Origin of the sequence: Actinoplanes hulinensis (assembly GCF_019429605.1) — a bacterium.
In the GTDB taxonomy this organism is placed as follows: domain Bacteria; phylum Actinomycetota; class Actinomycetes; order Mycobacteriales; family Micromonosporaceae; genus Actinoplanes; species Actinoplanes campanulatus.
Map to the genome: position 1 here is coordinate 1 of NZ_JAHXZI010000038.1, position 23,585 is coordinate 23,585.

The following is a 23,585-nucleotide window of genomic DNA, read 5'->3' on the forward strand; positions in this document are numbered from 1 at the left end:
GCGTCCGTGCGGTCGGCGGCGATGACCTGGATGCGGCCGGCGGGGATGTTCAGGACGGCGGTGACGGCGGCGGTGGTGTCGAACTTGTTCATGATGCTCTCCCTGTGGAGTCGTTGTTTCCGATGCGAGAAACGCTACGTTGCGTTCGCGAATTCGGCAACAGGCTTGTTGCACTGGGCAAGATAACAGGCAGCTCAGTGCGGTCATTTCGTTGCAACGGCGGTTGAGCTAATGCAATGAAGGCGTTGCAATAGAGTGAGTTGAACGCTACGCTGGCGGGCGTCAGGAAGGCTTTGGAGGGAGATCACGGTGCCGGGCGGCAGACTCACCCAGCAGGAACGTCAACAGATCGCGCTCGGGCTGGCCGACAGCCTCGCGTATGCCGAGATCGCCCGGAGGCTCGACCGGCCCACCTCGACCATCACCCGTGAGGTGATGCGCAACGGCGGCCCCACCGGCTACCGCGCCGACCTGGCACACCGGGCCACCGAACGCCGCGCCCACCGCCGCAACCCGGCGCCGCCACGCACACCGGGCACACCCACGGCCCCGCACGGGCGCGACGCCGAGGCGGTCCGGGAGTTCGGCGAGACCATGACCACCCTGTTCATGCACCAGGGCCTGCCGAAGATGGTGGCCCGCGTGCTGACCGGCCTGTTCGTCACCGACGCCGGCAGCCTCACCGCGTCCGAGCTGGTCCAGCAGCTCCAGATCAGCCCGGCCTCGGTCTCCAAGGCCGTCGCGTTCCTGGAGGAGCAGGGCCTGATCCGCCGCACCCGCGACGACCACCGCCGCGAGCGCTACTTCGTCGACGGCGGGGTGTGGTACCAGTCGACCATCGCCAGCGCACGGGGCGTGGCCCGGGTCGCGGAGACGGCCCGGCAGGGCGTCAGCGTCCTCGGCGTGGGCACCCCGGCCGCCGTCCGCCTGGAGAACATCGCCCGGTACAGCGAGTTCATCAGCGAAAGCATGCTGCGCGCCGCCGAACAGGCCCGTGAGGTCCTCTACACCCGGCCCGACGAACCGCCACCGGGCGTCACCAGCCCGGTCTCATAGGCCGCGACCACCGCATGCACCCGATCCCGCGACTGGAGCTTGGTCAGGATCCGCCTGCGCTGGTCCCGGCCGGTTGGACGGTTCGCTCCCGTGCGTCCGCGGCTACCTGTTCTGGCTCCAGGAGCGCCGCGAACCCACCCCGGGCGACCGGATCCCGGACCTGTGGATCACGCGTCGCCGTACGGGTCGTGAGCCCAGGTGAGGACCCGGTCGACGTCGGTGCGGGTCCAGCCGATGGCCGGGTCGATGGAGACGAGCAGGGTGGGTGCCGGGCGGGCGGCGGCCCAGCGCAGGCCGGCCGCCGTGTGGTTGTCGTCGATCCAGGCGACGGGCCGGTCTCCGGCGACGAGGTCGACGGCCGGGACCTTGAGCTCCGGGTCGAACGGGACCGGCGGGAACTCGACGAACGGCAGCGGGCCGAGACCGAGGCAGGGCAGGTAGAGCTCGTTGGCGTAGGTGCCCCAGGCGGTCGCCCACCACAGCTCCCCGGCGGCGGCCAGCTCGCGGATCCAGTCGCCGTGCTCCGGGCAGTAGCGCACCGGCTCCTCGCCCTCGAAGAGCACCCGCTCCAGGTGGCCGTCCGGGCAGACCGGCGCGGCGAACGGGTTCAGCACCCCGTCGAGGTCGAGCAGAAGCAGCGGCGACTTTCGATCCACGGTCCGACCCTAGCCCTCCCGGCGGATGATCGGATCGGGCTCGAACGATCGGGCGCGGGGGTCCGGGAGCGGCCAGTCTTGAGAGCGGAAGGAGGACCTCGTGATCGCAGCGCTGAACCGTCTCACCGAACTGGTGGAGGAACCCGGTGACCTGGACGTCGCCGTCGTGGCGAAAACACTCGGCACCACCGAGTACCACCTGCGCCGGATGTTCTCGTCGCTGGCCGGGATGCCGCTGTCGGAGTACGTTCGCCGGCGCCGGATGACCGTGGCGGCCGCCGACGTGATCCGTGGCGAGGAGGATCTGCTGGGCATCGCGGTCCGGTACGGCTACGGCTCGACCGAGGCGTTCGGCCGGGCGTTCCGGGCGGTGCACGGCGCCGGCCCCGGTGACGTACGCCGTGACGGTGGTCCTCTCCGCACACAACCGCAGCTCAGGTTCCGCCTGACCGTCGAAGGGAGCACCCCCATGGACACCCGTATCGTCGACCGCCCCGCGTTCCGTCTGGTCGGCCACGCCGCCCGCGTCCCACTCATCCACTCCGGCGTCAACCCGCACATCCAGCAGCACATCGCCGGGCTGCCACCGGAGGCTCACCAGCGGCTCAAGGACCTCAGCGACACCGAGCCGGCCGGGCTGTTGCAGGTCACCGACGACGTCAGCCCGGACGCCGCGGAGGGCACCGAGCTGACCTACCTGCACGGGGCCGCGATCGCTGCCGGCACCACGCCACCGGACGACCTGGACGCCATCGAGGTGCCGGCCGGCCGCTGGGCGGTGTTCCACACAGCGGGGCCGTACCCGGCGGCGTTGCAGACGGCGTGGGCGGCGACCGCCACCGAGTGGTTCCCGTCGAACCCGTGGCGGCTGCGGCCGGGCCCGTCGATCGTGGCCATTCTGGAGCGGGCGGCCGATTTCAGCTCCGCCACCTGCGAACTGTGGATGCCGGTGGAGCCCGCCTAGAAGAGACTAGGCGAACGCACGGTCGACGTCGCCGGGGGTCAGGCCGAAGTCGGACAACTGGTAGGTGTGCGCGGGCTTACCCGTACCCCGCATGGTCTGCTCCTGGAAGGAGGCCATCGCGGCGCGCGCCGGGCCGGTGAGCCGGACCCCCAGGCGATCGTAGATCGACTCGACGGTGCGCTGCGGGGACGCGACGAAGTCCTCGTAGCGCACGTCGATGAAGCGCCCAGGATCGTGCCGGGCCCGGTCGGCGCGGAATCGGCGCAGTCCGCGCGACCAGAGTTCCAGCTGTGCTTTTCCGGCCACCGCGCCTTCGAAGACCGTGGACCAGCCGGCCGAGGCGCGGGTGTTGAGGCTGCACACCGAGGCGATCGCGGTTCGCGGATCCCGGTGGGTCTGGATGATCGTGGCGTCCGGATAGACGCTGAGCAGGGCGTCCAGTGCGAACAGGTGGCTGGGGTTCTTCAGCACCCAGCGCCGGCCGGGGTCGTTGAGGCCGATCAGCTGGAGGTTGCGGCGGTGCCGGCGATAGGCGGGCGTCCAGTCGATTTCGGACAGCCACCGCGAGTAGGACGGAATGTGAGCGGTGCACTCGAACGACACCGACGTCATCGACTGGCAGAGCAGCCGCCAGCACTCCTCCACCTGCTCGGGGCCCATGTGGTGCACGCCGTCCAGCCCGGCGCTCCGGTAGGCCTCACGCAGGGTGACGAAAATCGGGTCGTCCGGCCAGGTCTCGCGGGGCGGGCGCGGCTGCGGGACCTCGGTGAGCCACAGCTCCGGGCCCTGGTGGGCGGGGTCGGCGGCGAGCATCCGGTGCAGCGCGGTGGTGCCGGTGCGCGGCAGTCCGGTGACGAAGACCGGGTTCGGCAGCGTCACGCCGGCGTGTTCCGGAAATCGCCGCCACGCGGCTTCCGCCAGCAGGCGGGAGATCAGCGAGGCGCGCAACAGGCCGCGGGTCCGCTTGCTGCCGGCGGGGGTCAGGCATGCTTCTTCGGCGTACGCGGTGAGCAGCACCGACAGCGCGGACCGATGATCGTCGCCGGCGCCGAAGTCGTCGAGCCCGGTCATTCTGGTCGCCGAGGCGTGCAGGTCGTCGACCGTTCCCACGTCGGTGCGTTCGCTGGTGGTCGATGAACGTTTTTCAACGTGGCGAGGTCCCGACCGCCCGGCGCCGATCGACGAGTCCGGACCGATGCCAGGTTGAAAAATGTTCACCAGTGGAACTCCCCGCAGTTGACGTCGAGGCACGCTCCGGTGATGCCGCGGGCCAGATCCGAGGTGAGGAACAGGATCGCGTCGGCGACCTCGTCGGGTTCCGGCAGGCGGCGCAGGTCGGTGCCGGCCGCGACCTCGTCGTAGATCTGCCGGGCCGGGACGCCGCGCTGGGCGGCCTGGAACTCGAACCAGGCGCGCAGCGTGTCCGCCCAGATCCAGCCGGGGGCGACCGAGTTGACCCGTACGCCGTGGGGGCCGAGTTCGCTGGCCAGGTTCTGCGCCGCCGCGAGCAGGGCCGCCTTGGTGAGCCGGTAGGGCCCGAACGGGCGCCGCGAATGGCGTAGCACCGCCGAATTGACGACCACGATGGAGCCGCGCGTCTCGATCAGCGCGGGCGCGACCAGGCGGATCGTCCGGATCGCGGCCAGAACGTTGATCTCGAAGCTCTGCCCGGTCTCGTCCAGATCGACTTTGCGGAGGCTGCGCATCGGCGGCATCACGAAGGCGTTGTGCACCAGGGCGTCGATCCGGCCGAATTCCGCGATCGCCCGGTCGACCAGATTCTGGACAGCCGCGTCGTCGGTGAGGTCGGTGGGCACGGCCAGGGCGCGGCCGCCGATCTTGGCGGCCACCTCGTTCAGCGTCGTCTCGGTGCGGGCCGCGAGCACGACGTCGGCGCCCTGCTGAGCGGCCCGGAGGGCGACCGCCTGGCCGAGGCCGGGGCCGACGCCGGCGACCAGCACCACCCGGCCGTCGAGGAGCATCGGCTCAGCCCAGCATCCGGGCCGCGGTGGCGGCCTGCCGGGCGGCGATCCGTTCCCGCCACGCCTCGGGGCCGACCGGCCGGTAGTGCGGCAGCTGTTTGGGCAGGTCGTCGACGGCCATGATGTCGACCCGGGGCCCGTCCTCGGCGGTGAGCTCGCGGGACAGCCGCTGCCAGCGCAGTTGCACGTAGCCACGGCGGTGCCCGAGACGTTCCAGCCAGTTGGCGACGCCCGGGTTCCGTTCGCTCACCACGTACCGGATCATGCCGTCGGGGTCGATTCTGGCCTGGTCGCGGGTGAGGCTGGTCTGGTGGTTGATGTAGTCGAGCGAGACGTACCACATGCTGCCGAGCTGAATGCCCTGGTAGGGGGCGTCGCTGGCCGGGACGGTGATCACCATGGCCTGGTCGTCGTCCAGCTCGTAGTGGCCGGCCGAGGAGAACTGGGTGGTCAGGCCGCCGGGTGTGGAGCGGGGCGGGGTGAGCGTGTTGACCGGCAGGTTCAGGTAGAACCGCTCGGCGAACGCGAGGAAGGTACGCAGGCGGCTGATCAGGATCTTGCCGGCCACGCCGTACCGCTTGGTGAGCGCATCCAGCGTGGGCGGTGGTGGGGCCGCGCCGATCCGGTCGGCACGCTGGATGCGCAGCATCCCGGGCCGCTCGGTGGCCCAGTCGCTGAAGACCTCGCGGACCACCAGCATCCCGGCTCCGGGCAGGCCGGGGCCGAAGAACAGCCGGAAGGAACCGTCCGGTTCGGTGCGGATCTCCCGGTCGTCGAAGGCCGCGGTGCTGCCCGGCACGACGATCGGTGAGTAGGCGCCGTCGAGGATCTGGAAGCTCAGGTCGACGGTGCTGCCGCGCTGCCCGGTGACCACGTACTCGGCGTCGTCGCGCAGCCAGGCGTGGAAGTAGAGGGTGTCCGGGTTGTCCAGGCCCATCTTCGTGTACGGCCCGGTGGAGCGGACGAAATAGGGGAAGTCGCGCTGGTAGGCCCAGGCCATCTGCACCGAGGCGCGGATGCTGCCGGCCAGGTAGTCGTAGCCCTCGACGAGATCCTGCTCGTCACGGACGTGCGGGGCCGTGGTGATGACCCTCTCGGCCTCCTGGATCGCTTCCGCGAACGGTGTGGTTAGCACAGCATCGACGATAGAACTCGTTCTAGTTTTTGGTCAATCACGGATTGACTCCGCACTCACGGAGACTCCAGTCTGGACGGCATGCGCGCGTACCGGATGACCGAGTGGGGCGCCCCTCCGAGGGCCGTCACCGTGCCGGACCCCTCACCCCGGCCCGGCGAGGTGCTGGTCCGGGTCGCCGGTTGCGGGCTGTGCCGCTCCGACCTCACCATGCGGCGGATCCCGGCGGCCGCGGGCGCGGCGCTCGGCTGGCGGATGCCGTTCACGCTCGGGCACGAGACGGCCGGGTGGCGGGTGGACACCGGGGAGCCGGTGGCGCTCGCGTCGCCGTCGTCGTGCGGCGCGTGCCGGTACTGCGTGCGCGGGCAGGAGAGCGGGTGCCCGTACGGGCTGGCCGGGCGCGGCTACGGCCGGGACGGCGGGCTGGCCGAGTACGTGCTGGTCGACGATCAGCGGGCGCTGCTGCCGTTGGGGCCGCTGGATCCGCGGCACGCCGGGCCGCTCACCGACGCCGGGGCCACGGCCTATCACGCGGTGCGGCGGGCGCTGACCCGGATCGGGCCGGGCGGTACGGCGGTGGTGGTGGGCGCGGGTGGGCTGGGGGCTTTCGCGGTGCAGTTCCTGCGGGTGCTCACGGCGGCTTCGGTGGTGGCGGTGGACCCCTCTCCGGCGCGCCGTTCCTATGCCGCGTCCATTGGCGCCCATTCCTCCTGCACCGACTTATCCGATTTATCTGATATAGACGTCGTGCTGGACTTCGTCGGCACCGACGAGACGATCACCGCCGGGATCGCCGCGGTGCGGACCGGCGGCGCCTTCGGCCTGATCGGCTCGGCGGGCGGCCGGCTCACCGGCCCGTGGTTCTCGTCGCTGCCCCGCGACGGCGAGGTGTTCACCTTCCAGGGCTCGACGATCGCCGACGCGCAGGAGGTGATCGCCCTCGCCAGAGCCGGCCTCATCCGCAATCAGGTGGAGGAATTCGCATTCACCGAGATCGACGAGGCTTACACGAAACTGGCCACCGGCGCCCTCACCGGCCGCGCCGTCATCATCCTCGAATAATTCGGATGAACGTCGCCTGGGATCTTTGCTAATTTCTTCGCACGCGCCTCCCGGTGCCGTTTACCAGGGAGGTTCGGCAGGTCCGGATGCGGGCGCCCGGTGCGAAGGTGTCGGGTACTTCGAATCCTAACCGAGAGGTCGCGGGTTCGATTCCCGCTCCCCCGACTTTCCCCGGGGGATAGCTCAGCGGTAGAGCACTAACGTTTCCGCCGCCGATTCTGATCTCGGGCGCCCGTTTCCGGACCTGTATTTCGAGGGGAGTTCTTTTCGTGGCCAGGTTCAACATCGTCAAGGCCCGCCGCCCGGTGCTCGGCCACGAGGGCGCCCAGGGCGTCGCGCGGAGCCCGAAGAGCGAGCTGTTCCTTCTGGCGGTGGCCAACATGTCCGGGGAGAACACGTTCTACGAGGCCGCCGGTGATCGGGACCTCCGGTTCGCCGCGCTGATCCGTACGCTCGCCGTCCAGGATCCGGCGTGGACCCTCGCGTTCCTCGGCTGGCTGCGCGGCGCCGCCAACATGCGGTCCGCCTCCCTCGCCGGCGCGGCCGAGGCATCCCGCGCCCTGCTCGACGCCGGTCTGCCCGGAGGCCGCCGGATGATCGACGCGGTACTCCAGCGGGCCGACGAGCCGGGTGAGCTGCTCGCGTACTGGACCTCGCGGTACGGCCGGGCCGTGCCCAAGCCGGTCAAGCGTGGGATCGCCGACGCCGCCGAGCGCCTCTACACCGAGTTCTCCCTGCTCAAGTACGACACCGCGAGCAAGGGCTTCCGGTTCGCCGACGTCATCGACCTGGTGCACCCGTCCGCGTCCACCCCCGAGCAGGGCGACCTGTACCGGCACGCCCTCGAGCGCCGTCACGGCCGGCCGTTCACCCCGGCGCCGAGCCTGGAGATGGTCCACCGGAACGCGGCGCTGCGCGCCCGGGCCGTTGCCGACCCGTCCGTGCTGCTCGACACCGCGGCCCTGCGGGACGCCGGGATGACCTGGGAGGACGCTCTGTCCCTGGCCGGCTCCCGGGTGGGCAAGGCCGAACTGTGGACCGCCCTCATCCCGACCATGGGTTACATGGCTCTGCTGCGTAACCTACGGGGCTTCGACGAGGCCGGGGTGGACGACACGGTGGCCGCGACGGTGGCGGCACGGCTGGCGGACGCGGGACAGGTGGCACGGAGCCGGCAGTTCCCGTTCCGGTTCCTCGCGGCGTACCGGGCGGCGCCGTCGCTGCGATGGGGCCACGCGCTGGACCGGGCGCTGACCGCGTCGCTGGTCAACGTGCCGGCGCTACCCGGCCGTACGCTGGCGCTGGTGGACCGGTCCGGGTCGATGTTCGGCCAGATGTCGGCGCGGTCGCGGCTGACCAGCGCGGACGCGGCGGCGGTCTTCGGGGCGGCGGTGGCGATGCGCAACCCCGGCCGGGTCGACCTGGTCGAGTTCGGCAGCGACTCCAAGCCGGTCACGGTACGCAAGGGCGAGTCACTGCTGCGGGTCGTCGACCGGTTCCACAACCTCGGCGGCACCAACACCCTGGACGCGGTACGGCGCTGGTACAGCGGCCACGACCGAGTGCTGATCGTCACCGATGAACAGGCGCATCCGTACCAGACGGATCCCGGCTCGGCGGTGCCGCACGACGTGCCGCTCTACACCTGGAACCTGGTCGGCTACCGGGCCGGTCACGGGAAGACCGGGCCGAACCGGCACGTCTTCGGCGGGCTCACCGACGCGGCGTTCCGCATGGTGCCGCTCGTGGAGGCCGGTGTCCGCGGCGGCTGGCCCTGGAACTACTGACGCGCCGCCTCCGCGAACGGCACCGCCAGCATCGCGGGCGCGACCACGGAGAAGCTCGACCCGTCCGCGAAACCCAGGGCGAGCGTGCCCTCCGGGTCGCTGACACCGACCGCCGCCAGGACGGTCCGCGGGCACTGCCACAGCAGCTCCAGCCGGGGCAGCGGCGTGGGCTCGGCCCGGCCCAGCATCCGGCGCAGACGGTCGTGGAGCCCCGGCGGCCGGGCGGCAGGCGGCTCCTCGACCGGGGCGAACAGCAGCAGGCGGGCCCCGGTCAGTGCGAGTGCCGCCGCGGCGGCGGGTTCCGGCAGGTGCCGGTCCAGTTCGGCGGCGGTTCCCTCCAGTGCGCGGGGTGGGCTCGCCGTCGGGCCGGCACCGCCGAAGCCGAGCAGCCCTTCCGGCGCGCCCTCCCACCGAGTGATCCTGGCGATCGTCGACAGACCGGACTCCCGCGCGACCCACAACGCGGCGCGGAGCGTCTCGCCCACGTCCAGATGCTCACCGACCCGAAGCCGCAGTTCGCTCTGCCGCCGCGCCACCGGGTCGGCCTGCCGCATGAAGATCACTCCGAGATTCTGTCGTACCCCCGGCGCATCATCGACGGAAACCGGGTTGACCTCAACCTTGGATCAGGTGGGAGGTTCGCGTCATGAGCATGGATTTCGCGGCCTGGAATGCGATGTATCACCAGATGAACCAGCGGGAGGACAAGCGCCCGTTCTCCCGCGCCACGTTACGGCGCATCCTGGCCCTGGCCCGGCCACACCGGCGTAAACTCGCCGGATTCCTGCTGATCAGCGTGGTGACGGCGGTCCTCGCAGTGGCCGTCCCGGTGCTCGCCGGGCAGGTGGTCGACGCCATCGTGGAGGGCCGGGAGTACCGCCTGGTCCTCGCCCTGGCCGTGGCGATCGCGGTGATCGCGCTGCTGGAGGCAGGCCTCGGTCTGGTGCAGCGGTGGTTCTCGGCGCGGATCGGCGAGGGGCTGATCCTGGATCTGCGGACCCTGGTCTTCGACCACGTGCAGCGGATGCCGGTGGCGTTCTTCACCCGCACCCGGACGGGGGCGCTGGTCAGCCGGCTCAACAACGACGTGATCGGGGCGCAGCACGCGTTCAGCGAGACGCTGTCCGGTGTGGTCGGCAACCTGGTGGGGCTGGCCCTCACACTGGTCGTCATGGTCGGGCTGTCCTGGCAGATCACCCTGCTGTCGTTGGTGCTGCTGCCGGTGTTCGTGCTGCCGGCCCGGCGGGTCGGCGGGCGGCTGGCCGGCCTGGAGCGGGAAGCCGCCGAGCACAACGCGGCGATGAACACGCAGATGACCGAGCGCTTCTCGGCCCCCGGGGCGACGCTGGTCAAGCTCTACGGCAACCCGTCGGCCGAGTCGGCCGAGTTCGCGGCGCGGGCCCGCCGGGTGCGGGACATCGGCGTGCGCACGGCGATGGCCCAGTGGATGTTCCTTACCGCGCTCACCTCCGTGTCGGCGGTGGCGATCGCGCTGGTCTACGGGCTGGGCGGCTTCTATGCGCTGCGCGGCTCCCTCGACCCGGGCGCGGTGGTGGCGCTGGCCATCCTGCTCACGAGGATGTATGCACCTCTCACCTCACTGGCCAGCGCCCGGGTCGAGGTGATGAGCGCGCTGGTCAGCTTCGAGCGGGTCTTCGAGGTGCTCGACCTGAAACCGCTGATCGAGGAGAAGCCGGACGCCCGCCCGGTGCCGGACGGGCCGGTGACGGTGGAGTTCGACGACGTGCGGTTCGCGTACCCGTCGGCCGACAAGGTGTCGCTGGCCTCGCTGGAGGAGGTGGCGACGCTGGACACCCGCGGCGGCGAGGAGGTGCTGCACGGCATCTCGTTCCGGGCCGAGCCGGGGCAGATGGTGGCGCTGGTCGGGTCGTCCGGGGCCGGCAAGTCGACGATGGCGAGCCTGCTGCCGCGGCTGCACGACGCCGGTTCCGGTGCGGTCCGGCTCGGCGGGGTCGACGTCCGTGACCTGAGCGCTACCTCCCTGCGGCAGACGCTCGGCATGGTCACGCAGGACGGTCACCTGTTCCACGAGTCGGTGCGGGCCAACCTGATGCTGGCCCGGCCGTCGGCCACCGAGGAGGACCTGTGGGACGTGTTGCGGCGCGCCCACATCGCCGACCTGATCGCGTCGCTGCCGGACGGGCTGGACACGGTCATCGGCGAGCGCGGCTACCGGCTCTCCGGCGGGGAGCGGCAGCGGCTGACCATCGCCCGGCTGCTGCTGGCCCGGCCCCGGGTGGTGGTGCTCGACGAGGCGACCGCCCATCTGGACTCGACATCCGAGGCGGCGGTGCAGGCGGCGCTCGGCGAGGCGCTGTCCGGGCGCACGGCGGTGGTGATCGCCCACCGGCTGTCCACGGTCCGGGCGGCCGACCAGATCCTGGTCGTCGAGGACGGCCGGGTCGTCGAGCGGGGCACCCATCCGGAGCTGCTCGCCGCCGGTGGGCGATACGAGCAGCTCTACCGGACGCAGTTCAGCGAAGGGCAGCCGCCCGCCGTAGCGCGGGGGTGATCAGCTTGCGGGCCAGTGCCGGGTCGCCGCTGTCGGTCTCCCAGCCGGCGTCGGCGACCAGCACCACGGCCCGGCCTTTGCGGGCGACCACGAGGTAGGTGTGGTGGGTGATCCACTGGTCGACGTGCTCGAAGGTGTCGCTGTACCGCAGCAGCAGCGAGTCCGGGCCGGCGACACCGGTGGCCTCGATCCGCCAGGCGGTGTCCTCGCAGACCTTCAGGACGTCACGGAGTTCGCGCAGGTAGCGGCGGGCCGCACCGGGGCGGTAGACGCCGACGTACTCCATCACGGCGTTCGGCGCCCGGTTGGCGTCGATCACCGCGGTGACGGCGCGCTCGGCTTTGGCCTCGGGGTAGTCGCCCTCGCACGGCTGGGGTGGGCGCAGCCGGACCCAGCTGTCACGGTCCACCTCGAGCGGGGCGACACCGCCGAGGTCGTCGGGCCCGAGCATGGCCCCGTCCGGAATCGGGCCCGCCACGCCTCCGGGACGGGGCGCAGACCCGTGACCACCGCCAGGACCGGGCACAGACCCGTGACCACCGCCGGGAGCAGGCACAGAACCGCGGCTACCGTCGGGATCGGGCACAGACCCGTGACCACCGCCGGGAGCAGGCACAGAACCGCGACCGCCGTCGGGGGCGGGCACAGACCCGTGGCCGGCAGCACCGCCGGCCACAGGGCCGGTCGCGCTGCCCTGGCCGGCAGGGCTGGAGTGGGCGCGGATCCGGGCGGCCTGCCGCCATCGCGCTTCACGGGTCATCCAGTCGGGAATGTCGGCGGGCCCGTCGTCCGCCGGCCGCTGCACGGCGACCAGGACCGGTGGGGCTTCGACCGGAGCGCCTTCCCCGAACCCGGCGGGCCGGGCCGATGCCGGCGCACCCGACAGAGTGGTCACGCACACAACGGCCGCGAACAGGGCGAACGATCTCCGAATGGTCTGCATGTCAGCTCCAACGAGCGACGACGGTTACCGCTTCTCATCATCCGCCGGGCCGCCGGCGTCAGCGGCGTTTCCGCCCACCGCGGCCGAAAACTCACCCCACCGGCGGAGGCCACGCGATCCGGTGCCCGCTCCCAGCCGAAGCGCCGGTCGCGGTCGCCGCGCCCGAAGCGCTCGCCGCGGTCCCCGCACACGAAGCACCCGCCGCGGTCCCCGCACACGAAGCACCGGTCGTGGTGGCCGCACACGGAAGTCGCCGTGTGTGCGGTCCCCACGGCCATCGGCCACGTGGGCGATCACGACACCGCCATCGTGTGCGTCCACTCACCCGGGCGGAGCCGCGGCCGCCGGGCGGATCTGCCGGCCCGGCCTCACCCCCACGAGGACGTTTCAACTGCTAGGTTGAAAACACAGCTCGAGCGCGAACCCACGAGCCGGATCGAACGACGCTCCCAGAGCGCGAACCCACGAACCCGATCGAATCACCACGCAGCCGGATCGCAGACACACGAGCCGATCCCGAACCCACGCAGCCAGATCGAGAGAGGACGCACAGGATGACACTCGCCGAACTGTCGCCCGCCGAACGGCACCGCGAGATCGCCGCCGGCTTCACCGCCCGCGTGACCGGCGCGCAGGACTGGGACGCCCCGGCCCCGGTCGCCGGCTGGACCGCCCGGGACGTGGTCCGCCACCTGGTCGAGTGGCTCCCCGGCTTCCTGGCGTCCGGCTCGGAGGTCACCCTGCCACCGGTCCCGTCGGTGGATGCCGACCCGGTCGCCGCCTGGCAGGCGCACCACACCGCGGTCCAGGCCGTACTGGACGACCCGAAGACCGCCGACCGCACCCTGACCAACCCGCACCTCGGCGAGCTCCCCCTGGATCAGGCGATCGACCGCTTCTACACGGCCGACGTCTTCATGCACACCTGGGACCTGGCCCGCGCCACCGGCCAGGACGAGTCCCTGGACCCGGCCTACGCCACCCTCCTGCTGTCCGGCATGGAACCGATGGACGAGATGCTCCGGGCCTCCGGCCAGTACGGCCCCAAGGTCCCCGTCCCCGCAGACGCCGACCCGGTGACCCGCCTGGTCGGCTTCATCGGCCGCAACCCGGGCTGACCCCGAACCCGGCTGGCTACCAGGGCTGACCCTGCTGGTCGATCGGTCCTCTGTCCGTTCCCCCGGCTCGTTCGCGCCGGCCAGCGCACACGTAACGGTTCCCGTGGTCGCCCGCCCGCGTCATAGCGGCAGGCCGGGCACACGGACGGCGCGACGTGAGCGCCCGCCGGACCGGACAGCGCGGGCGGCGGATGGCAGTGGGGCAATCGACCAGCAGGGTCAGGGCTGTCTCAACCGGGTCGAGACAGCCCTGACGACCAGCCGGACCCGGTGACCCGTGCGGCGCCGGCCGCCCGGGTCGGACCGTACGGCGCCACCGCCCGGGCGGGCTCACGCCCGGCGGGCGCGGCACGGCCGTGAGGGAACGCCTGGCTCGCGGGGAGCCGCGGGGCTGTCCCGATTCGGCGGGGGCGGTCCACCTCGTACGATCAGAGAAGTTTGTGAATTTGAGAGAGGGTCTCGTCGGCTTCGGTGACCAGGTCGGTGAGGATGGCGGATACCGGGCGGACCTCGTTCATCCGGCCGACGATCTGGCCGACCGGCATCGGGACGACGGTCGGGTCGCCGGAGGCCATCAGGCGGTCGTGGGCGCCGGAGACGAGCAGGTTCTGCAACGGCATCGGGAGTGGAGCGGGCGCGTCCGATTCGGACCATGCCTCGGTCCAGCGGTTGCGCAGCAGGCGGGCCGGTTTGCCGGAGTAGATGCGGCTACGCACGGTGTCGCTGGAGCCGGCCTGGAGGAGGGCATCGCGCAGCGCCGGGCCGCTGTGGTATTCGCTGGAGCCGAGCCAGACCGAGCCCATCCACACGCCGCGTGCGCCGAGGGCGAGGGCGGCGGCGATCTGGCGTCCGCTGCCGATGCCGCCGGCCGCCAGGACCGGTACGCCGACCGCGTCGACGACCTCCGGGACCAGCACCATGCTGGCGATCTCCCCGGTGTGGCCGCCGGCCTCGTAGCCTTGGGCGACCACGATGTCGACCCCGGCCGCCACGTGGCCGCGGGCGTGGTCGGCCCGCCCGGCGAGCGCGGCGACCAGCAGGCCGCGGTCGTGGGCCTGGGCGATCACGTCCGGCGGCGGCGGGCCGAGCGCGTTGGCGATCAACCGGACCGGGTGCTGGAGGGCCACCTCGACGTGACTGCGAGCGACCGAGTGCAGCCAACCGAGGACGCCGGGCCGGTCCGAGGCGGAACCGAGCGGGGGTACGCCGAGGCGTTGCAGAGTCTGTTCGACGAAGTCGCGGTGTCCGGGAGGGATCAGTTCTCCGAGGTCGGCGGGCAAACCCTCGGTGGGCACCTTGCCGGGCATCACCACGTCGACGCCGTAGGGGCGGCCCTCGGTGGCCTCGTCCAGCCAGGTGAGGACGGTGTCCAGTTCGGCGGCGTCGTTGAACCGGACGCAGCCGAGCACGCCGAACCCGCCGGCCCGGCTGATGGCCGCGACGACGTGCTCGGACGGGCTGAACCCGACGATCGGATGGTCGACGCCGAGCAGGTCGCAGAGGTCAGTCCGCATGGTGCTCCCTCGCGTAGGTGTGCGCCCACCGGTAGTCGGCCTTGCCGCTGATGGTTCGTTGGATCCCGTCGACCACCCAGATCCGGCGCGGCACCTTGTAGCCGGCGATGCGATGGCGCACGTGGGTGTCGAGTTCGTCCAGGTCGAGGTCCGCGCCGGGGCGCGCCTGGACGAGGGCCACCACCTTCTGGCCGAGCAGGTCGTCGGGCGTACCGATGACCAGGGCGTCGAACACGTCCGGATGGGCTTTCAGGGCGCCCTCGACCTCTTCGGGGAAGACCTTCTCGCCGCCGGAGTTGACGCACGTGTTGCCGCGGCCGAGCAGGGTGAGGGTGCCGTCCTCCTCGATCCGGGCCAGGTCGCCGGGTATCGCGTAGCGGACCCCGTCCACCTCGGTGAGCAGCGCGGCGGTCTTCTCCGGGTCCTTGTAGTAGCCGAGCGGCACGTGCCCGCCGCGGGCCAGCCGGCCGATGACGCCGGGTGGGGCCTTGGCGCCGTACTCGTCGATGACGATGGTGTCCGGGCCGGGCATGACCCGCGGTCCGTCGACGGCGCCGCCCTGCACGTCGGCGACGATGCCGATGCCGGCGAACCCGGTCTCCGACGAGCCGATCGCGTCGGTGACCATGACGTTCGGCAGCGCCTCCAGGTACTGCCGCTTCACCGATGGCGAGAACAGGGCGGCACTGGACGAGATCGCCACCAGGGAGGATCCGTCGTAGGTGCCGGCCAGGTACGCCTCGATGATCGGCCGGGCCATCGCGTCGCCGATCAGGACCACCACGTTGACCTGGCGGCGTTCGATGACCCGCCACACCTCGTCCGGGTCGAAGTGGGGCAGGAACACCACGGTGTCGCCGCCGAAGAGCGCCGCTAGGGCGGCCCACTGGGCGTTGCCGTGGATGAGCGGGGCCAGGCAGAACCGGACCATCGGCGGCATCTCGGCGCCGCGCCGGGACTGGGCCCACTCGTCCTCGAGCGGGATGCCGGACATGAAGTCGATGCCACCGCCGAGAACCCGCCACACGTCCTCGTGCCGCCAGATGACGCCCTTCGGGTAGCCGGTGGTGCCGCCGGTGTAGAGCAGGTAGATGTCGTCGCCCTCACGGGGCTCGAAGTCACGGTCGGGTTTGCCGGCGGCGACGGCGTCCGCATAGGAGACGCCCGGGATGTCGGCATCGGTCCCGTCCGGCAGGGCGACCGTGGTGTGCAGGCCGCCGCCCACGGCCCGGACCTTCGCCGAGAATCCGCGGTCATGGATCAGCGCGGTCAGGGAGGCGTCCTCGAACAGGTACTGTAACTCGTTCTCCACATATCGGTAGTTGACGTTGACGACCACGGCGCGCAGCTTGTACACGGCGATCATGGCCACCACGGCCTCGATCGAGTTGCCCGCGTACAGCCCGACGTGGGCGCCCTTGCCCACTCCTCTACTTCGCAGGAAATGGGCCAAACGGTTGGCGCTCTCCTCCAGCTCCGCGTAGGTGATCTCACGCTCGCCGCAGGCCACCGCGACACGGTCGGAGAAGGCGTCGACCGCGTGCTCGAACAGGTCCGCAATATTGGCCGCCATCAACGCAAAGTAGAACCTGTTATCGTTCCGGAGCAAGAGTTTGGCACTGGGAGGGAAACCGGGTGGACGCTCTCGTCGAACAGCGCGGACCGATCCTGATCGTCACCATGAACCGGCCGGAGGTCCGCAACGCGCTCTCCCCCGCGATGATGGCGGTGATGCGCGACGCCTGGGACCGGGTCGACACCGACCCGTCGATCCGGGTGGCGATCCTGACCGGCGCGGGTGGCGCGTTCTGCGCGGGCGCCGATCTGCGCGCCATGACCGCCGAGCACCCCGGCGACGGGTTCCGGTCCAACGGCACCGACCTGTCCCGCATCGACGCGCTGCTCAAGGGCCGCCGTCTCACCAAGCCGCTGATCGCCGCCGTGGAGGGCCCGGCCGTCGCCGGCGGCACCGAGATCCTGCAGGCCACCGACGTGCGGGTGGCCGGCGAGAGCGCCCGCTTCGGTGTCTCCGAGGCCCGGTGGGGGCTGTTCCCGCTCGGCGGTTCGGCGGTCCGGCTGCCGCGCCAGCTGCCCTACACGGTCGCCGCCGACCTGCTGCTCACCGGCCGGCACCTGACCGCTTTCGAGGCCCGCGACGCCGGCCTGATCGGCCATGTCGTCCCCGATGGCGAAGCCCTGGCGCATGCCCTGAGAATCGCCGAGACGATCGCCGCGAACGGCCCCCTCGCCGTACAGGCCATCCTCCGCACCATCCGCGAGACCGAGGGCCTGCCGGAGAACGAGGCGTTCGCCCTCGAATCCCGCATCGGCACGCGCGTCTTCATGTCCGAGGACGCCAAGGAGGGCCCGCGCGCCTTCATCGAAAAACGAAAACCCCACTTCAAAGGCGCTTGATCGTACGGACGTGCCCGTTCCCGCCAACCCGCCCCGTCCCGTGGCGCACCGCGAGCGATTGCCGGGTCCGGCCCGCGAGGCCCCGCCGGGCGAAGATCGGTGCTCCGGCCGGCTCCGGAAGCTGTTTCGAGGGCCTTGATACAGCTCGGGGAGCCAGCCGGGATCTTCCTCAGATCGCGCGGTCGCGGCCGGACCAGTACGGGTCGCGGAGGAGGCGTTTGTAGAGCTTGCCGTTCGGGTCGCGGGGCAGTTCGGCGACGTAGTCGACGGTGCGGGGCAGTTTGAAGCGGGCCACCCGGCCGGCCAGGAAGGCGAGCAGCTCGGTGGTGAGGGCGGGACCGGGGTCGATGCCGGGCTGTGGCTGGACCACGGCTTTGATCTCCTCGCCCCACTCGTCGTGCGGGATGCCGAAGACCGCGGCGTCGGCGACCGCCGGGTGGACGGCCAGTTCGTTCTCGATCTCGGCGGGGTAGACGTTGACGCCCCCGGTGATGATCACGTCGCTGGCCCGGTCGCAGAGGAACAGGTAGCCGTCGTCGTCGAGGTAGCCGATGTCGCCGACGGTGAACATCCGGTCCCGCCAGGAGGCGCGGGTCTTCTCGGCGTCGCCGTGGTATTCGAAGGTGGCGTCGCCCATCTGGAGGTAGACGGTGCCGGGTTCGCCGGGCGGCCGGTCCTTGCCGTCGTCGTCGAGAACCCGGACGCGGGAGCCGGGCCAGGCGCGGCCGACCGAGCCGGGCCGCTGGAGCCATTCGGCGGCGGTGATCAGGGTGCCGCCACCCTCGGAGGCCGCGTAGTACTCGATCACGACCGGCCCGAACCAGTCGAGCATGTCCCGTTTCACCGGCTGCGGGCAGGGCGCGGCCCCATGGATCATGGCGCGCATCGAGGATACGTCGTACCGCCGGCGCGTGTGTGCGGGCAGAGCGAGCAGCCGCCGGAACTGGGTGGGCACCATGTGGCTGTGGGTGCCCCGGTGCGTACTGACCAGCCGGAGGAACTCCTCGGCGTCCCAGTGGTCCATCACCACGACGGTGTGCCCGAATTGGAGCGAGATCACGGCGAAGTTCATGACGGCCGTGTGGTAGAGCGGTGAGCAGCACAGATGCACGTGATCGTCGAACGGGCGCAGACCGAACAGGCCGAAGAACCACAGCGACACCGGCGGCACCTGGTCGGGGTCGAGGCCGAGCAGCGGACGGCGTACCCCTTTGGGCCGCCCCGACGTGCCGGACGTGTAGACCATGAGCGCGCCGAGCGTACGAGGGAAGGGTCTGCCTGATCCGCCCGCGCCCAGGGTGGGCAGGGGCGCGAAGCCCGGGATGTCGCCGACCGCGAAGCGGGATGGCACGGATCGTCCGGCCTCGCGGGCCGCGTCGGCGAAGCGTTCGTGCGCGATGAAGGCGCGGGCGCCGCAGTCGCGCAGGATGTAGCCGATCTCGGCGGCGGTGAGGTGCCAGTTCAGCGGTACGACGTGGAGCCCGATCTGGGCGGCCGCGAAGTAGGCGGTGAGGATGTCGGCGCCGTTGGGCAGCAGCAGGGCGATGGTGTCGCCCGCCTCCAGCCCGGCGTCGCGCAGGCCGCGCCCGACCCGGTCGGCCTCGGTGGCGAGTTCGCCGTAGGTGAGGGTGCGGCCGTCCGGGTCCACGATGGCCGCAAGCTGCGGCCGCTCGGCCGCGATGGTCCACATCCCGATGCCCGTCATGGCCCGACTCTATAACTGGTTCCATCGATGAGAAAGCGTCTGCACACGGTCCTTGCCCGCCGAGATTGGAACGTGTTTCACTCATCGACGTGGATACCCTCGCGGCACCGCTGACCATCGCCTTCGACTACACGCGCTCGCTCGGGCCGGTGTTGGGCCGGTTCATGGCGGGGCTGCGGGAGGGCCGGGTGCTGGGTGCGCGGACGTCGGACGGGCGGGTGCACGTGCCGCCGCTGGAGTACGACCCGGTCACCCACGAGCCGGTCACCGACCTGGTCGAGGTGTCGCCCAGCGGGACCGTGGTGAGCTGGACGTGGAACCCGCGGCCGGTCGAGGGGCAGCCGCTGGACCGGCCGTTCGGGTGGGCGCTGATCCGGCTGGACGGCGCGGACACGCCGCTGTTGCACGCGGTGGACGCCTCCGAGTTGCACACCGGGATGCGGGTGCGGATTCGCTGGGCCGGTTCGCCGAACGGGCACATCCGGGACATCGAATGCTTCGAGCCTGGCGAATCAGACATTTTGCCAGGAAGAGAGGGCGCGCCGGTGGAGATCATGACGACGCCCATCAGGCTGCACTACACGCACACCACCTCGGTCGAGGAGGACCGCTGTCTGCGGGCCCTGGAACAGGGGCGGATCATCGGCCAGCGCTGCCCGGCCTGCCGGAAGGTGTACGTCCCCCCGCGCGTCTGCCCCGCCGACGGGGTGGCGCCGGACGAGGTGGTGGAGGTTGCCGACCGCGGCATGGTCACCACCTTCTGCGTGGTCAACGTGCCGTTCGCGGGGCAGCGGCTGACCCCGCCGTACGTGGTGGCGCAGGTGCTGCTGGACGGCGCCGACATCCCGATCTCGCACCTGATCCTCGGCGTCGAGGCCGGGGACGTGCGGATGGGGATGCGGGTGGCCGCGGTCTGGCGGGACCGGTCGAAGTGGTCCACGACGCCGGAGAACATCGACCACTTCGAGCCGACCGGAGAGCCGGACGCCCCCTACGAGTCGTACGCGGAGCACCTGTGAGCGCCGTCGCGGTCGTCGGGTTCGCGAGTGCGGACACCTCGCTCACCACGAGCGGGGTGGAGACGCTGGTCCCGGTCATCACGGCCGCGCTGGAGGACGCCGGGCTGGGCCGCCGCGAGGTCGACTTCTGGTGCTCCGGATCGTCGGACTACCTGGCCGGGCGCGCGTTCTCCTTCGTCAGCGCGGTGGACGCGATCGGGGCGGTGCCGCCGATCGCCGAGTCGCACGTGGAGATGGACGCGGCGTGGGCGCTGTACGAGGCGTACCTCAAGATCCTGGCCGGTGAGGCGGAGACCGCGCTGGTGTACGGGTTCGGCAAGGGCACGGCCGGCGATCTGGACCGGGTGCTGTCGTTGCAGCTGGACCCGTACACGGTGGCGCCGCTGTGGCCGGGCGCGGTGAGCGTCGCGGCGTTGCAGGCCCGGCTCGCACTGGACGCGGGACTGTTCACCGAGGACGACATGGCCCGGGTGGCGGGACGGCGCGCGGAGGGGCCGTACCTCTCCTGCCCGTTGCGGGAACACGACGTGGCGCGCGTCGCCGACGGTGTCGCGGCGGTCGTCCTGGCCGCGAGTGATCGTGCCCGCGGTCTGCGGGAGCGCCCCGCCCGGATCTCCGGTTTCGCGCACCGGGTGGATCCGCAGGGCCTCGGTGAGCGGGATCTGACCACGGTGCCGTCGGCGGTCGCGGCGGCACGGGACGCGGGACTGGACGGCGCGGTGGACGTGGCCGCGCTGCACGCCCCGTTCACCCATCAGGAGCTGCTGCTGCGCGAGGTCGTACGAGCCGGCTCCTACCTGCCGTTCGGCGCGAACGCGATGTTCTCGGCCGGGTTGTCGCGAATCGGGGCGGCGGCCGGCGAGGTGATGTCCGGGCGGGCGCGGACCGCGGTGGGGCACGCCACGAGCGGGCCCGCGTTGCAGCAGAACCTCGTCTGTGTGCTGGAGGCGTGATGCGCAGGGCCGCTGTACTCGGAACCGGGCAGACGGAGCACCGCACCCGGCGCACCGACGTGTCGATGGCCGGGCTGTGCCGGGAGGCGATCGACCGGGCGCTGGCCGACGCGGGGACCGCATGGGATCAGATCGACGCGGTGGTGCTGGGTAAGGCGCCGGACCTGTTCGAGGGCGTGATGATGCCCGAACTGTTCCTCGCCGACGCGATCGGGGCGGCCGGGAAGCCGCTGCTGCGGGTGCACACCGCCGGGTCGGTGGGCGGGGCGACGGCGATCGTGGCGACCACCCTGATCCGGGCCGGGGTGCACCGGCGGGTGCTGGCGGTGGCGTTCGAGAAGCAGTCGGAGTCGAACGCGATGTGGGCGCTGTCGATCCAGCCACCGTTCAGCGCGCCGATCACCGCGGGGGCGGGCGGGTACTTCGCACCTCACCTACGCTCCTATATCCGGAAATATGATGCTCCGGCCCACATCGGCGCGATGGTGGCCGTGAAGGACCGGCGCAACGGGGCCCTGAACCCCTACGCGCATCTGCGGCAGCCGGAGATCACGCTCGAATCGGTGCAGAGGTCCCCGATGCTGTGGGACCCGATCCGGTACGACGAGACGTGCCCCTCGTCCGACGGCGCGTGCGCCCTCGTCATCGGGGATCAGGCAGCCGCCGAGGCGTCGTCCCGGCAGGTGGCGTGGATCCGGGCCACCTCGATGCGGACCGAGCCGACGTTCTACGCGGGTAAGGATCACGTCAATCCGCGGGCGGGTTCGGTCGCCGCGGCCGCTCTCTGGGAGACCGCGGGGATAAAACGGCCGATGGAAGAGATCGATGTAGCAGAGCTTTACGTTCCTTTTTCATGGTTCGAGCCCATGTGGCTCGAAAATGTCGGATTTGTCGGACAAGGGCAGGGCTGGAAGCTGGTCGAATCCGGTGAGACCCGGATCGGCGGAGCGCTGCCGGTCAACCCGTCCGGCGGGGTCCTGTGCTCCAACCCGATCGGCGCCTCCGGCCTGCTGCGGTTCGCCGAGGCGGCCATGCAGGTGATGGGCCGGGCCGGGGAGCACCAGGTGCCGGGCGCGGCGACGGCGCTCGGGCACGCGTACGGGGGCGGGTCGCAGTTCTTCTCCATGTGGGTGGTCGGGAGGCAGCCGTGAAACGCCGGACTCTTCTGCAAGCGAGCGCCGCGGGGCTGTTCCTGCCCGGTCTGGCCCGTCGCAACCTCCAGGGCCGGACCGCCCTGGTGATCGGCAGCGGGTTCGCCGGCGCGGTGGCCGCGTACCGGCTGGCCCAGGCCGGGATGGAGGTGACCGTTCTGGAACGGGGCCGGCGCTGGGATCTGGACGGCTCCGGGAACACGTTCTGCACGATCAGCAACCCGGACTGGCGGTGCGCGTGGTTCGCCGACAAACCGCCACTCGGCCTCGACGTCAGCAAGACCATCGAGCGGGGCGCCGGGCTCATCCAGAAACACGTGGGCGACGGCATCCAGGTGATGTGCGGAGCCGGGGTGGGCGGCGGGTCGCTGGTCATCGGCATGTACCTGCCGCAGCCGCGCCGCGCCGACTGGGAGCGGGTCTATCCGGCCGAGCTGTCGTACACCACGTTCGAGGACGTCTACTGGCCACGCGCGCGGCAGAATCTGGGCGCCGCGCCGATTCCCGCCGACATTCAAAATCAGCCGGGGTACGCGGGGGCGCGCGCGTGGCTGGAGTACATCGCGGAGTTCGGCCGCACGCCCGTACCGGTGCCGTTCGGGGTCGACTGGAACGTCATCCGGGACGAGCTGGCCGGGCGGGTGCGGGCCTGCCACACGATCGGCGAGGGGCCGTTCGGCAGCAACTCGGGCGCGAAGAACAGCGTCGACCACAACTATCTGGCCTGGGCCCAGCAAACCGGGCATGTCACTATATATCCGCTGCACGAGGTGACCGAACTTCGCGAGGTCTCCGGATCCTCGACGATGGAGGCGGCCGCCCGGCAGATCGACGAGCGCGGTGGAGTGCTCGCGAACAAGACGTTCACGGCCGAGTTCGTCTTCCTGGCGGCCGGCTCCCTGAACAGCACGTCGCTGCTGCTCACCTCCCGGGCGCGCGGCCGTCTCCCCCGGCTGACCAGCACCGAGGTGGGCAAGGGCTGGGGCAACAACGGCGACTTCCTGATCGCCCGGCTCAACCTGCGCAAGGCGGTCGGGCACGCCCAGGGCGGGCCGGGCAACGTGCGGTTCTTCGACGACGCGAACCCGTACGCGCGGGCCGCCATGGCCTGGGAGGCGGCGCCGATCCCGTCCTGGCTGCCGGCGACCACCGCGCATCTGATCACCACCCTGATCCCGGAGCGTGGCGAGATCCGGTACGACGCGGCCACCGGCGCCGGGAAGGTCTACTGGCCGTACGCCGAGATGGAGACCGCCGGTGACAAGGCCGGGCGGGATCTGGCCACCCGGCTGTGGTGGCGCACCGAGGGCTCGAAGGGTTCGCTGCTGACCGGGCTGCCGTCCTACGACCGGAACACCGGCATGGGTCTGGGGTCGCGCAACACCTACCACCCGCTCGGCGGTCTGGTGATGGGCAAGGCCACCGACTTCACCGGAAAGGTGGCCGGATATCAGAACCTGTACTGCGTGGACAGCGCCCTGCTGCCCGGCTCCGCGTGCCTCGCCAACCCGGCCCTGACGGTCACCGCGAACGCCGAGCGCTGCCTGGACGAGTTCCTCGCCGCCAACGTCTGAAAGCATTACTGCAACAAA

The 23,585-nt window shown here is 71.3% G+C and carries 20 protein-coding genes and 1 pseudogene; 11 read left to right on the forward strand and 10 right to left on the reverse strand.

The features are described 5' to 3' along the window. Window positions 1-309 precede the first annotated feature (309 nt). On the forward strand, window positions 310-1,056 hold the full coding sequence (locus KZ829_RS41060; RefSeq protein WP_220149245.1) for a GbsR/MarR family transcriptional regulator: 747 nt from the start codon (window positions 310-312) through the stop codon (window positions 1,054-1,056). Here the strand turns inward: KZ829_RS41060 and KZ829_RS45055 are convergent. Together KZ829_RS45055 and KZ829_RS41065 are read right to left on the reverse strand one after the other, a co-directional pair. After that, window positions 1,026-1,109: pseudogene (locus KZ829_RS45055) on the reverse strand (DNA-binding response regulator); the annotation flags it as partial. The gene KZ829_RS41060 and the pseudogene KZ829_RS45055 sit on opposite strands and share 31 nt — an antisense overlap. A gap of 114 nt (window positions 1,110-1,223) precedes the next feature. Next, entirely contained in the window at window positions 1,224-1,712 is a 489-nt protein-coding gene (locus tag KZ829_RS41065) for a hypothetical protein (protein WP_220149246.1), read from the reverse strand. A gap of 100 nt (window positions 1,713-1,812) precedes the next feature. Between KZ829_RS41065 and KZ829_RS41070 the strand changes: the two genes are divergently transcribed. Then, window positions 1,813-2,676 carry an AraC family transcriptional regulator gene (locus KZ829_RS41070; protein ID WP_220149247.1) on the forward strand — a complete coding sequence of 288 codons (864 nt, stop codon included), beginning with the start codon at window positions 1,813-1,815 and terminating at the stop codon, window positions 2,674-2,676. Between the two features lie 6 nt (window positions 2,677-2,682). Here the strand turns inward: KZ829_RS41070 and KZ829_RS41075 are convergent, their stop codons facing one another. The 3 genes from KZ829_RS41075 to KZ829_RS41085 form a co-directional block, all read right to left on the reverse strand. Next, window positions 2,683-3,747 carry a sulfotransferase family protein gene (locus KZ829_RS41075; RefSeq protein ID WP_220149280.1) on the reverse strand — a complete coding sequence of 355 codons (1,065 nt, stop codon included), beginning with the start codon at window positions 3,745-3,747 and terminating at the stop codon, window positions 2,683-2,685. Window positions 3,748-3,890: 143 nt separating this feature from the next. Then, window positions 3,891-4,658, reverse strand: a complete 768-nt coding sequence (locus tag KZ829_RS41080) for an SDR family oxidoreductase (protein ID WP_220149248.1) — start codon at window positions 4,656-4,658, stop codon at window positions 3,891-3,893. Window positions 4,659-4,662: 4 nt separating this feature from the next. Continuing rightward, entirely contained in the window at window positions 4,663-5,793 is a 1,131-nt protein-coding gene (locus KZ829_RS41085; protein ID WP_220149249.1) for a hypothetical protein, read from the reverse strand. Window positions 5,794-5,874: 81 nt separating this feature from the next. Here KZ829_RS41085 and KZ829_RS41090 point away from each other — a divergent pair, with 81 nt between their 5' ends. Next, window positions 5,875-6,855 carry an alcohol dehydrogenase catalytic domain-containing protein gene (locus tag KZ829_RS41090; RefSeq protein ID WP_246637109.1) on the forward strand — a complete coding sequence of 327 codons (981 nt, stop codon included), beginning with the start codon at window positions 5,875-5,877 and terminating at the stop codon, window positions 6,853-6,855. Window positions 6,856-7,124: 269 nt separating this feature from the next. Next, window positions 7,125-8,642, forward strand: coding sequence for a TROVE domain-containing protein (locus tag KZ829_RS44750; RefSeq protein ID WP_308285878.1), 1,518 nt, complete (start codon window positions 7,125-7,127; stop codon window positions 8,640-8,642). Here KZ829_RS44750 and KZ829_RS41100 read toward each other — a convergent pair. After that, complete coding sequence (locus tag KZ829_RS41100) at window positions 8,636-9,205, reverse strand: hypothetical protein (protein ID WP_220149250.1); 570 nt, start codon at window positions 9,203-9,205, stop codon at window positions 8,636-8,638. The two genes, KZ829_RS44750 and KZ829_RS41100, sit on opposite strands and share 7 nt — an antisense overlap. A gap of 83 nt (window positions 9,206-9,288) precedes the next feature. Between KZ829_RS41100 and KZ829_RS41105 the strand changes: the two genes are divergently transcribed. Further along, window positions 9,289-11,175, forward strand: a complete 1,887-nt coding sequence (locus tag KZ829_RS41105) for an ABC transporter ATP-binding protein (RefSeq protein WP_220149251.1) — start codon at window positions 9,289-9,291, stop codon at window positions 11,173-11,175. Here KZ829_RS41105 and KZ829_RS41110 read toward each other — a convergent pair. Then, a complete protein-coding gene (locus tag KZ829_RS41110; protein WP_220149252.1) occupies window positions 11,138-11,626 on the reverse strand; it encodes a hypothetical protein in 489 nt (162 codons plus the stop codon). The two genes, KZ829_RS41105 and KZ829_RS41110, sit on opposite strands and share 38 nt — an antisense overlap. A 1,046-nt stretch (window positions 11,627-12,672) precedes the next feature. Here KZ829_RS41110 and KZ829_RS41115 point away from each other — a divergent pair. Then, the gene (locus KZ829_RS41115) at window positions 12,673-13,236 is read left to right on the forward strand and encodes a TIGR03086 family metal-binding protein (protein WP_220149253.1); all 564 of its coding nucleotides are present in this window, start codon (window positions 12,673-12,675) and stop codon (window positions 13,234-13,236) included. Window positions 13,237-13,664: 428 nt separating this feature from the next. Here KZ829_RS41115 and KZ829_RS41120 read toward each other — a convergent pair whose 3' ends face one another. Further along, a complete protein-coding gene (locus tag KZ829_RS41120) occupies window positions 13,665-14,750 on the reverse strand; it encodes an NAD(P)H-dependent flavin oxidoreductase (protein WP_220149254.1) in 1,086 nt (361 codons plus the stop codon). Further along, a complete protein-coding gene (locus KZ829_RS41125) occupies window positions 14,740-16,323 on the reverse strand; it encodes an acyl-CoA synthetase (RefSeq protein WP_220149255.1) in 1,584 nt (527 codons plus the stop codon). Before KZ829_RS41125 ends, KZ829_RS41120 begins: the two co-directional genes overlap by 11 nt. A gap of 62 nt (window positions 16,324-16,385) precedes the next feature. Here KZ829_RS41125 and KZ829_RS41130 point away from each other — a divergent pair, with 62 nt between their 5' ends. Further along, entirely contained in the window at window positions 16,386-17,165 is a 780-nt protein-coding gene (locus KZ829_RS41130; RefSeq protein WP_220149256.1) for a crotonase/enoyl-CoA hydratase family protein, read from the forward strand. Window positions 17,166-17,334: 169 nt separating this feature from the next. On the opposite strand, the gene KZ829_RS41135 is transcribed toward KZ829_RS41130, so the two are convergent. Then, the gene (locus KZ829_RS41135; protein WP_220149257.1) at window positions 17,335-18,870 is read right to left on the reverse strand and encodes an acyl-CoA synthetase; all 1,536 of its coding nucleotides are present in this window, start codon (window positions 18,868-18,870) and stop codon (window positions 17,335-17,337) included. An 89-nt stretch (window positions 18,871-18,959) separates the two neighbouring features. Here KZ829_RS41135 and KZ829_RS41140 point away from each other — a divergent pair, with 89 nt between their 5' ends. The 4 genes from KZ829_RS41140 to KZ829_RS41155 are packed head-to-tail and all read left to right on the forward strand — an operon-like array spanning window position 18,960 to window position 23,567. Beyond that, on the forward strand, window positions 18,960-19,889 hold the full coding sequence (locus KZ829_RS41140) for a Zn-ribbon domain-containing OB-fold protein (RefSeq protein WP_308285880.1): 930 nt from the start codon (window positions 18,960-18,962) through the stop codon (window positions 19,887-19,889). Continuing rightward, the gene (locus KZ829_RS41145) at window positions 19,886-20,842 is read left to right on the forward strand and encodes a thiolase family protein (RefSeq protein ID WP_220149258.1); all 957 of its coding nucleotides are present in this window, start codon (window positions 19,886-19,888) and stop codon (window positions 20,840-20,842) included. The genes KZ829_RS41140 and KZ829_RS41145 overlap by 4 nt, the downstream gene beginning before the upstream one ends. Then, window positions 20,842-21,993, forward strand: a complete 1,152-nt coding sequence (locus KZ829_RS41150) for a thiolase family protein (protein WP_220149259.1) — start codon at window positions 20,842-20,844, stop codon at window positions 21,991-21,993. The genes KZ829_RS41145 and KZ829_RS41150 overlap by 1 nt, the downstream gene beginning before the upstream one ends. Further along, window positions 21,969-23,567 carry an FAD-dependent oxidoreductase gene (locus KZ829_RS41155; protein ID WP_220149260.1) on the forward strand — a complete coding sequence of 533 codons (1,599 nt, stop codon included), beginning with the start codon at window positions 21,969-21,971 and terminating at the stop codon, window positions 23,565-23,567. Before KZ829_RS41150 ends, KZ829_RS41155 begins: the two co-directional genes overlap by 25 nt. Window positions 23,568-23,585: the final 18 nt, after the last annotated feature.

What these genes read in the sequence shown, in the direction of transcription:
- KZ829_RS41120 (WP_220149254.1), bottom strand. Translation starts at nt 14,750, where the DNA reads ATGCGGACTGACCTCTGCGACCTGCTCGGCGTCGACCATCCGATCGTC.
- KZ829_RS41150 (WP_220149259.1), top strand. Translation starts at nt 20,842, where the DNA reads ATGCGCAGGGCCGCTGTACTCGGAACCGGGCAGACGGAGCACCGCACC.
- KZ829_RS41125 (WP_220149255.1), bottom strand. Translation starts at nt 16,323, where the DNA reads ATGGCGGCCAATATTGCGGACCTGTTCGAGCACGCGGTCGACGCCTTC.
- KZ829_RS41080 (WP_220149248.1), bottom strand. Translation starts at nt 4,658, where the DNA reads ATGCTCCTCGACGGCCGGGTGGTGCTGGTCGCCGGCGTCGGCCCCGGC.
- KZ829_RS41090 (WP_246637109.1), top strand. Translation starts at nt 5,875, where the DNA reads ATGCGCGCGTACCGGATGACCGAGTGGGGCGCCCCTCCGAGGGCCGTC.
- KZ829_RS41110 (WP_220149252.1), bottom strand. Translation starts at nt 11,626, where the DNA reads ATGCTCGGGCCCGACGACCTCGGCGGTGTCGCCCCGCTCGAGGTGGAC.
- KZ829_RS41105 (WP_220149251.1), top strand. Translation starts at nt 9,289, where the DNA reads ATGAGCATGGATTTCGCGGCCTGGAATGCGATGTATCACCAGATGAAC.
- KZ829_RS41115 (WP_220149253.1), top strand. Translation starts at nt 12,673, where the DNA reads ATGACACTCGCCGAACTGTCGCCCGCCGAACGGCACCGCGAGATCGCC.
- KZ829_RS41075 (WP_220149280.1), bottom strand. Translation starts at nt 3,747, where the DNA reads ATGACCGGGCTCGACGACTTCGGCGCCGGCGACGATCATCGGTCCGCG.
- KZ829_RS41135 (WP_220149257.1), bottom strand. Translation starts at nt 18,870, where the DNA reads ATGACGGGCATCGGGATGTGGACCATCGCGGCCGAGCGGCCGCAGCTT.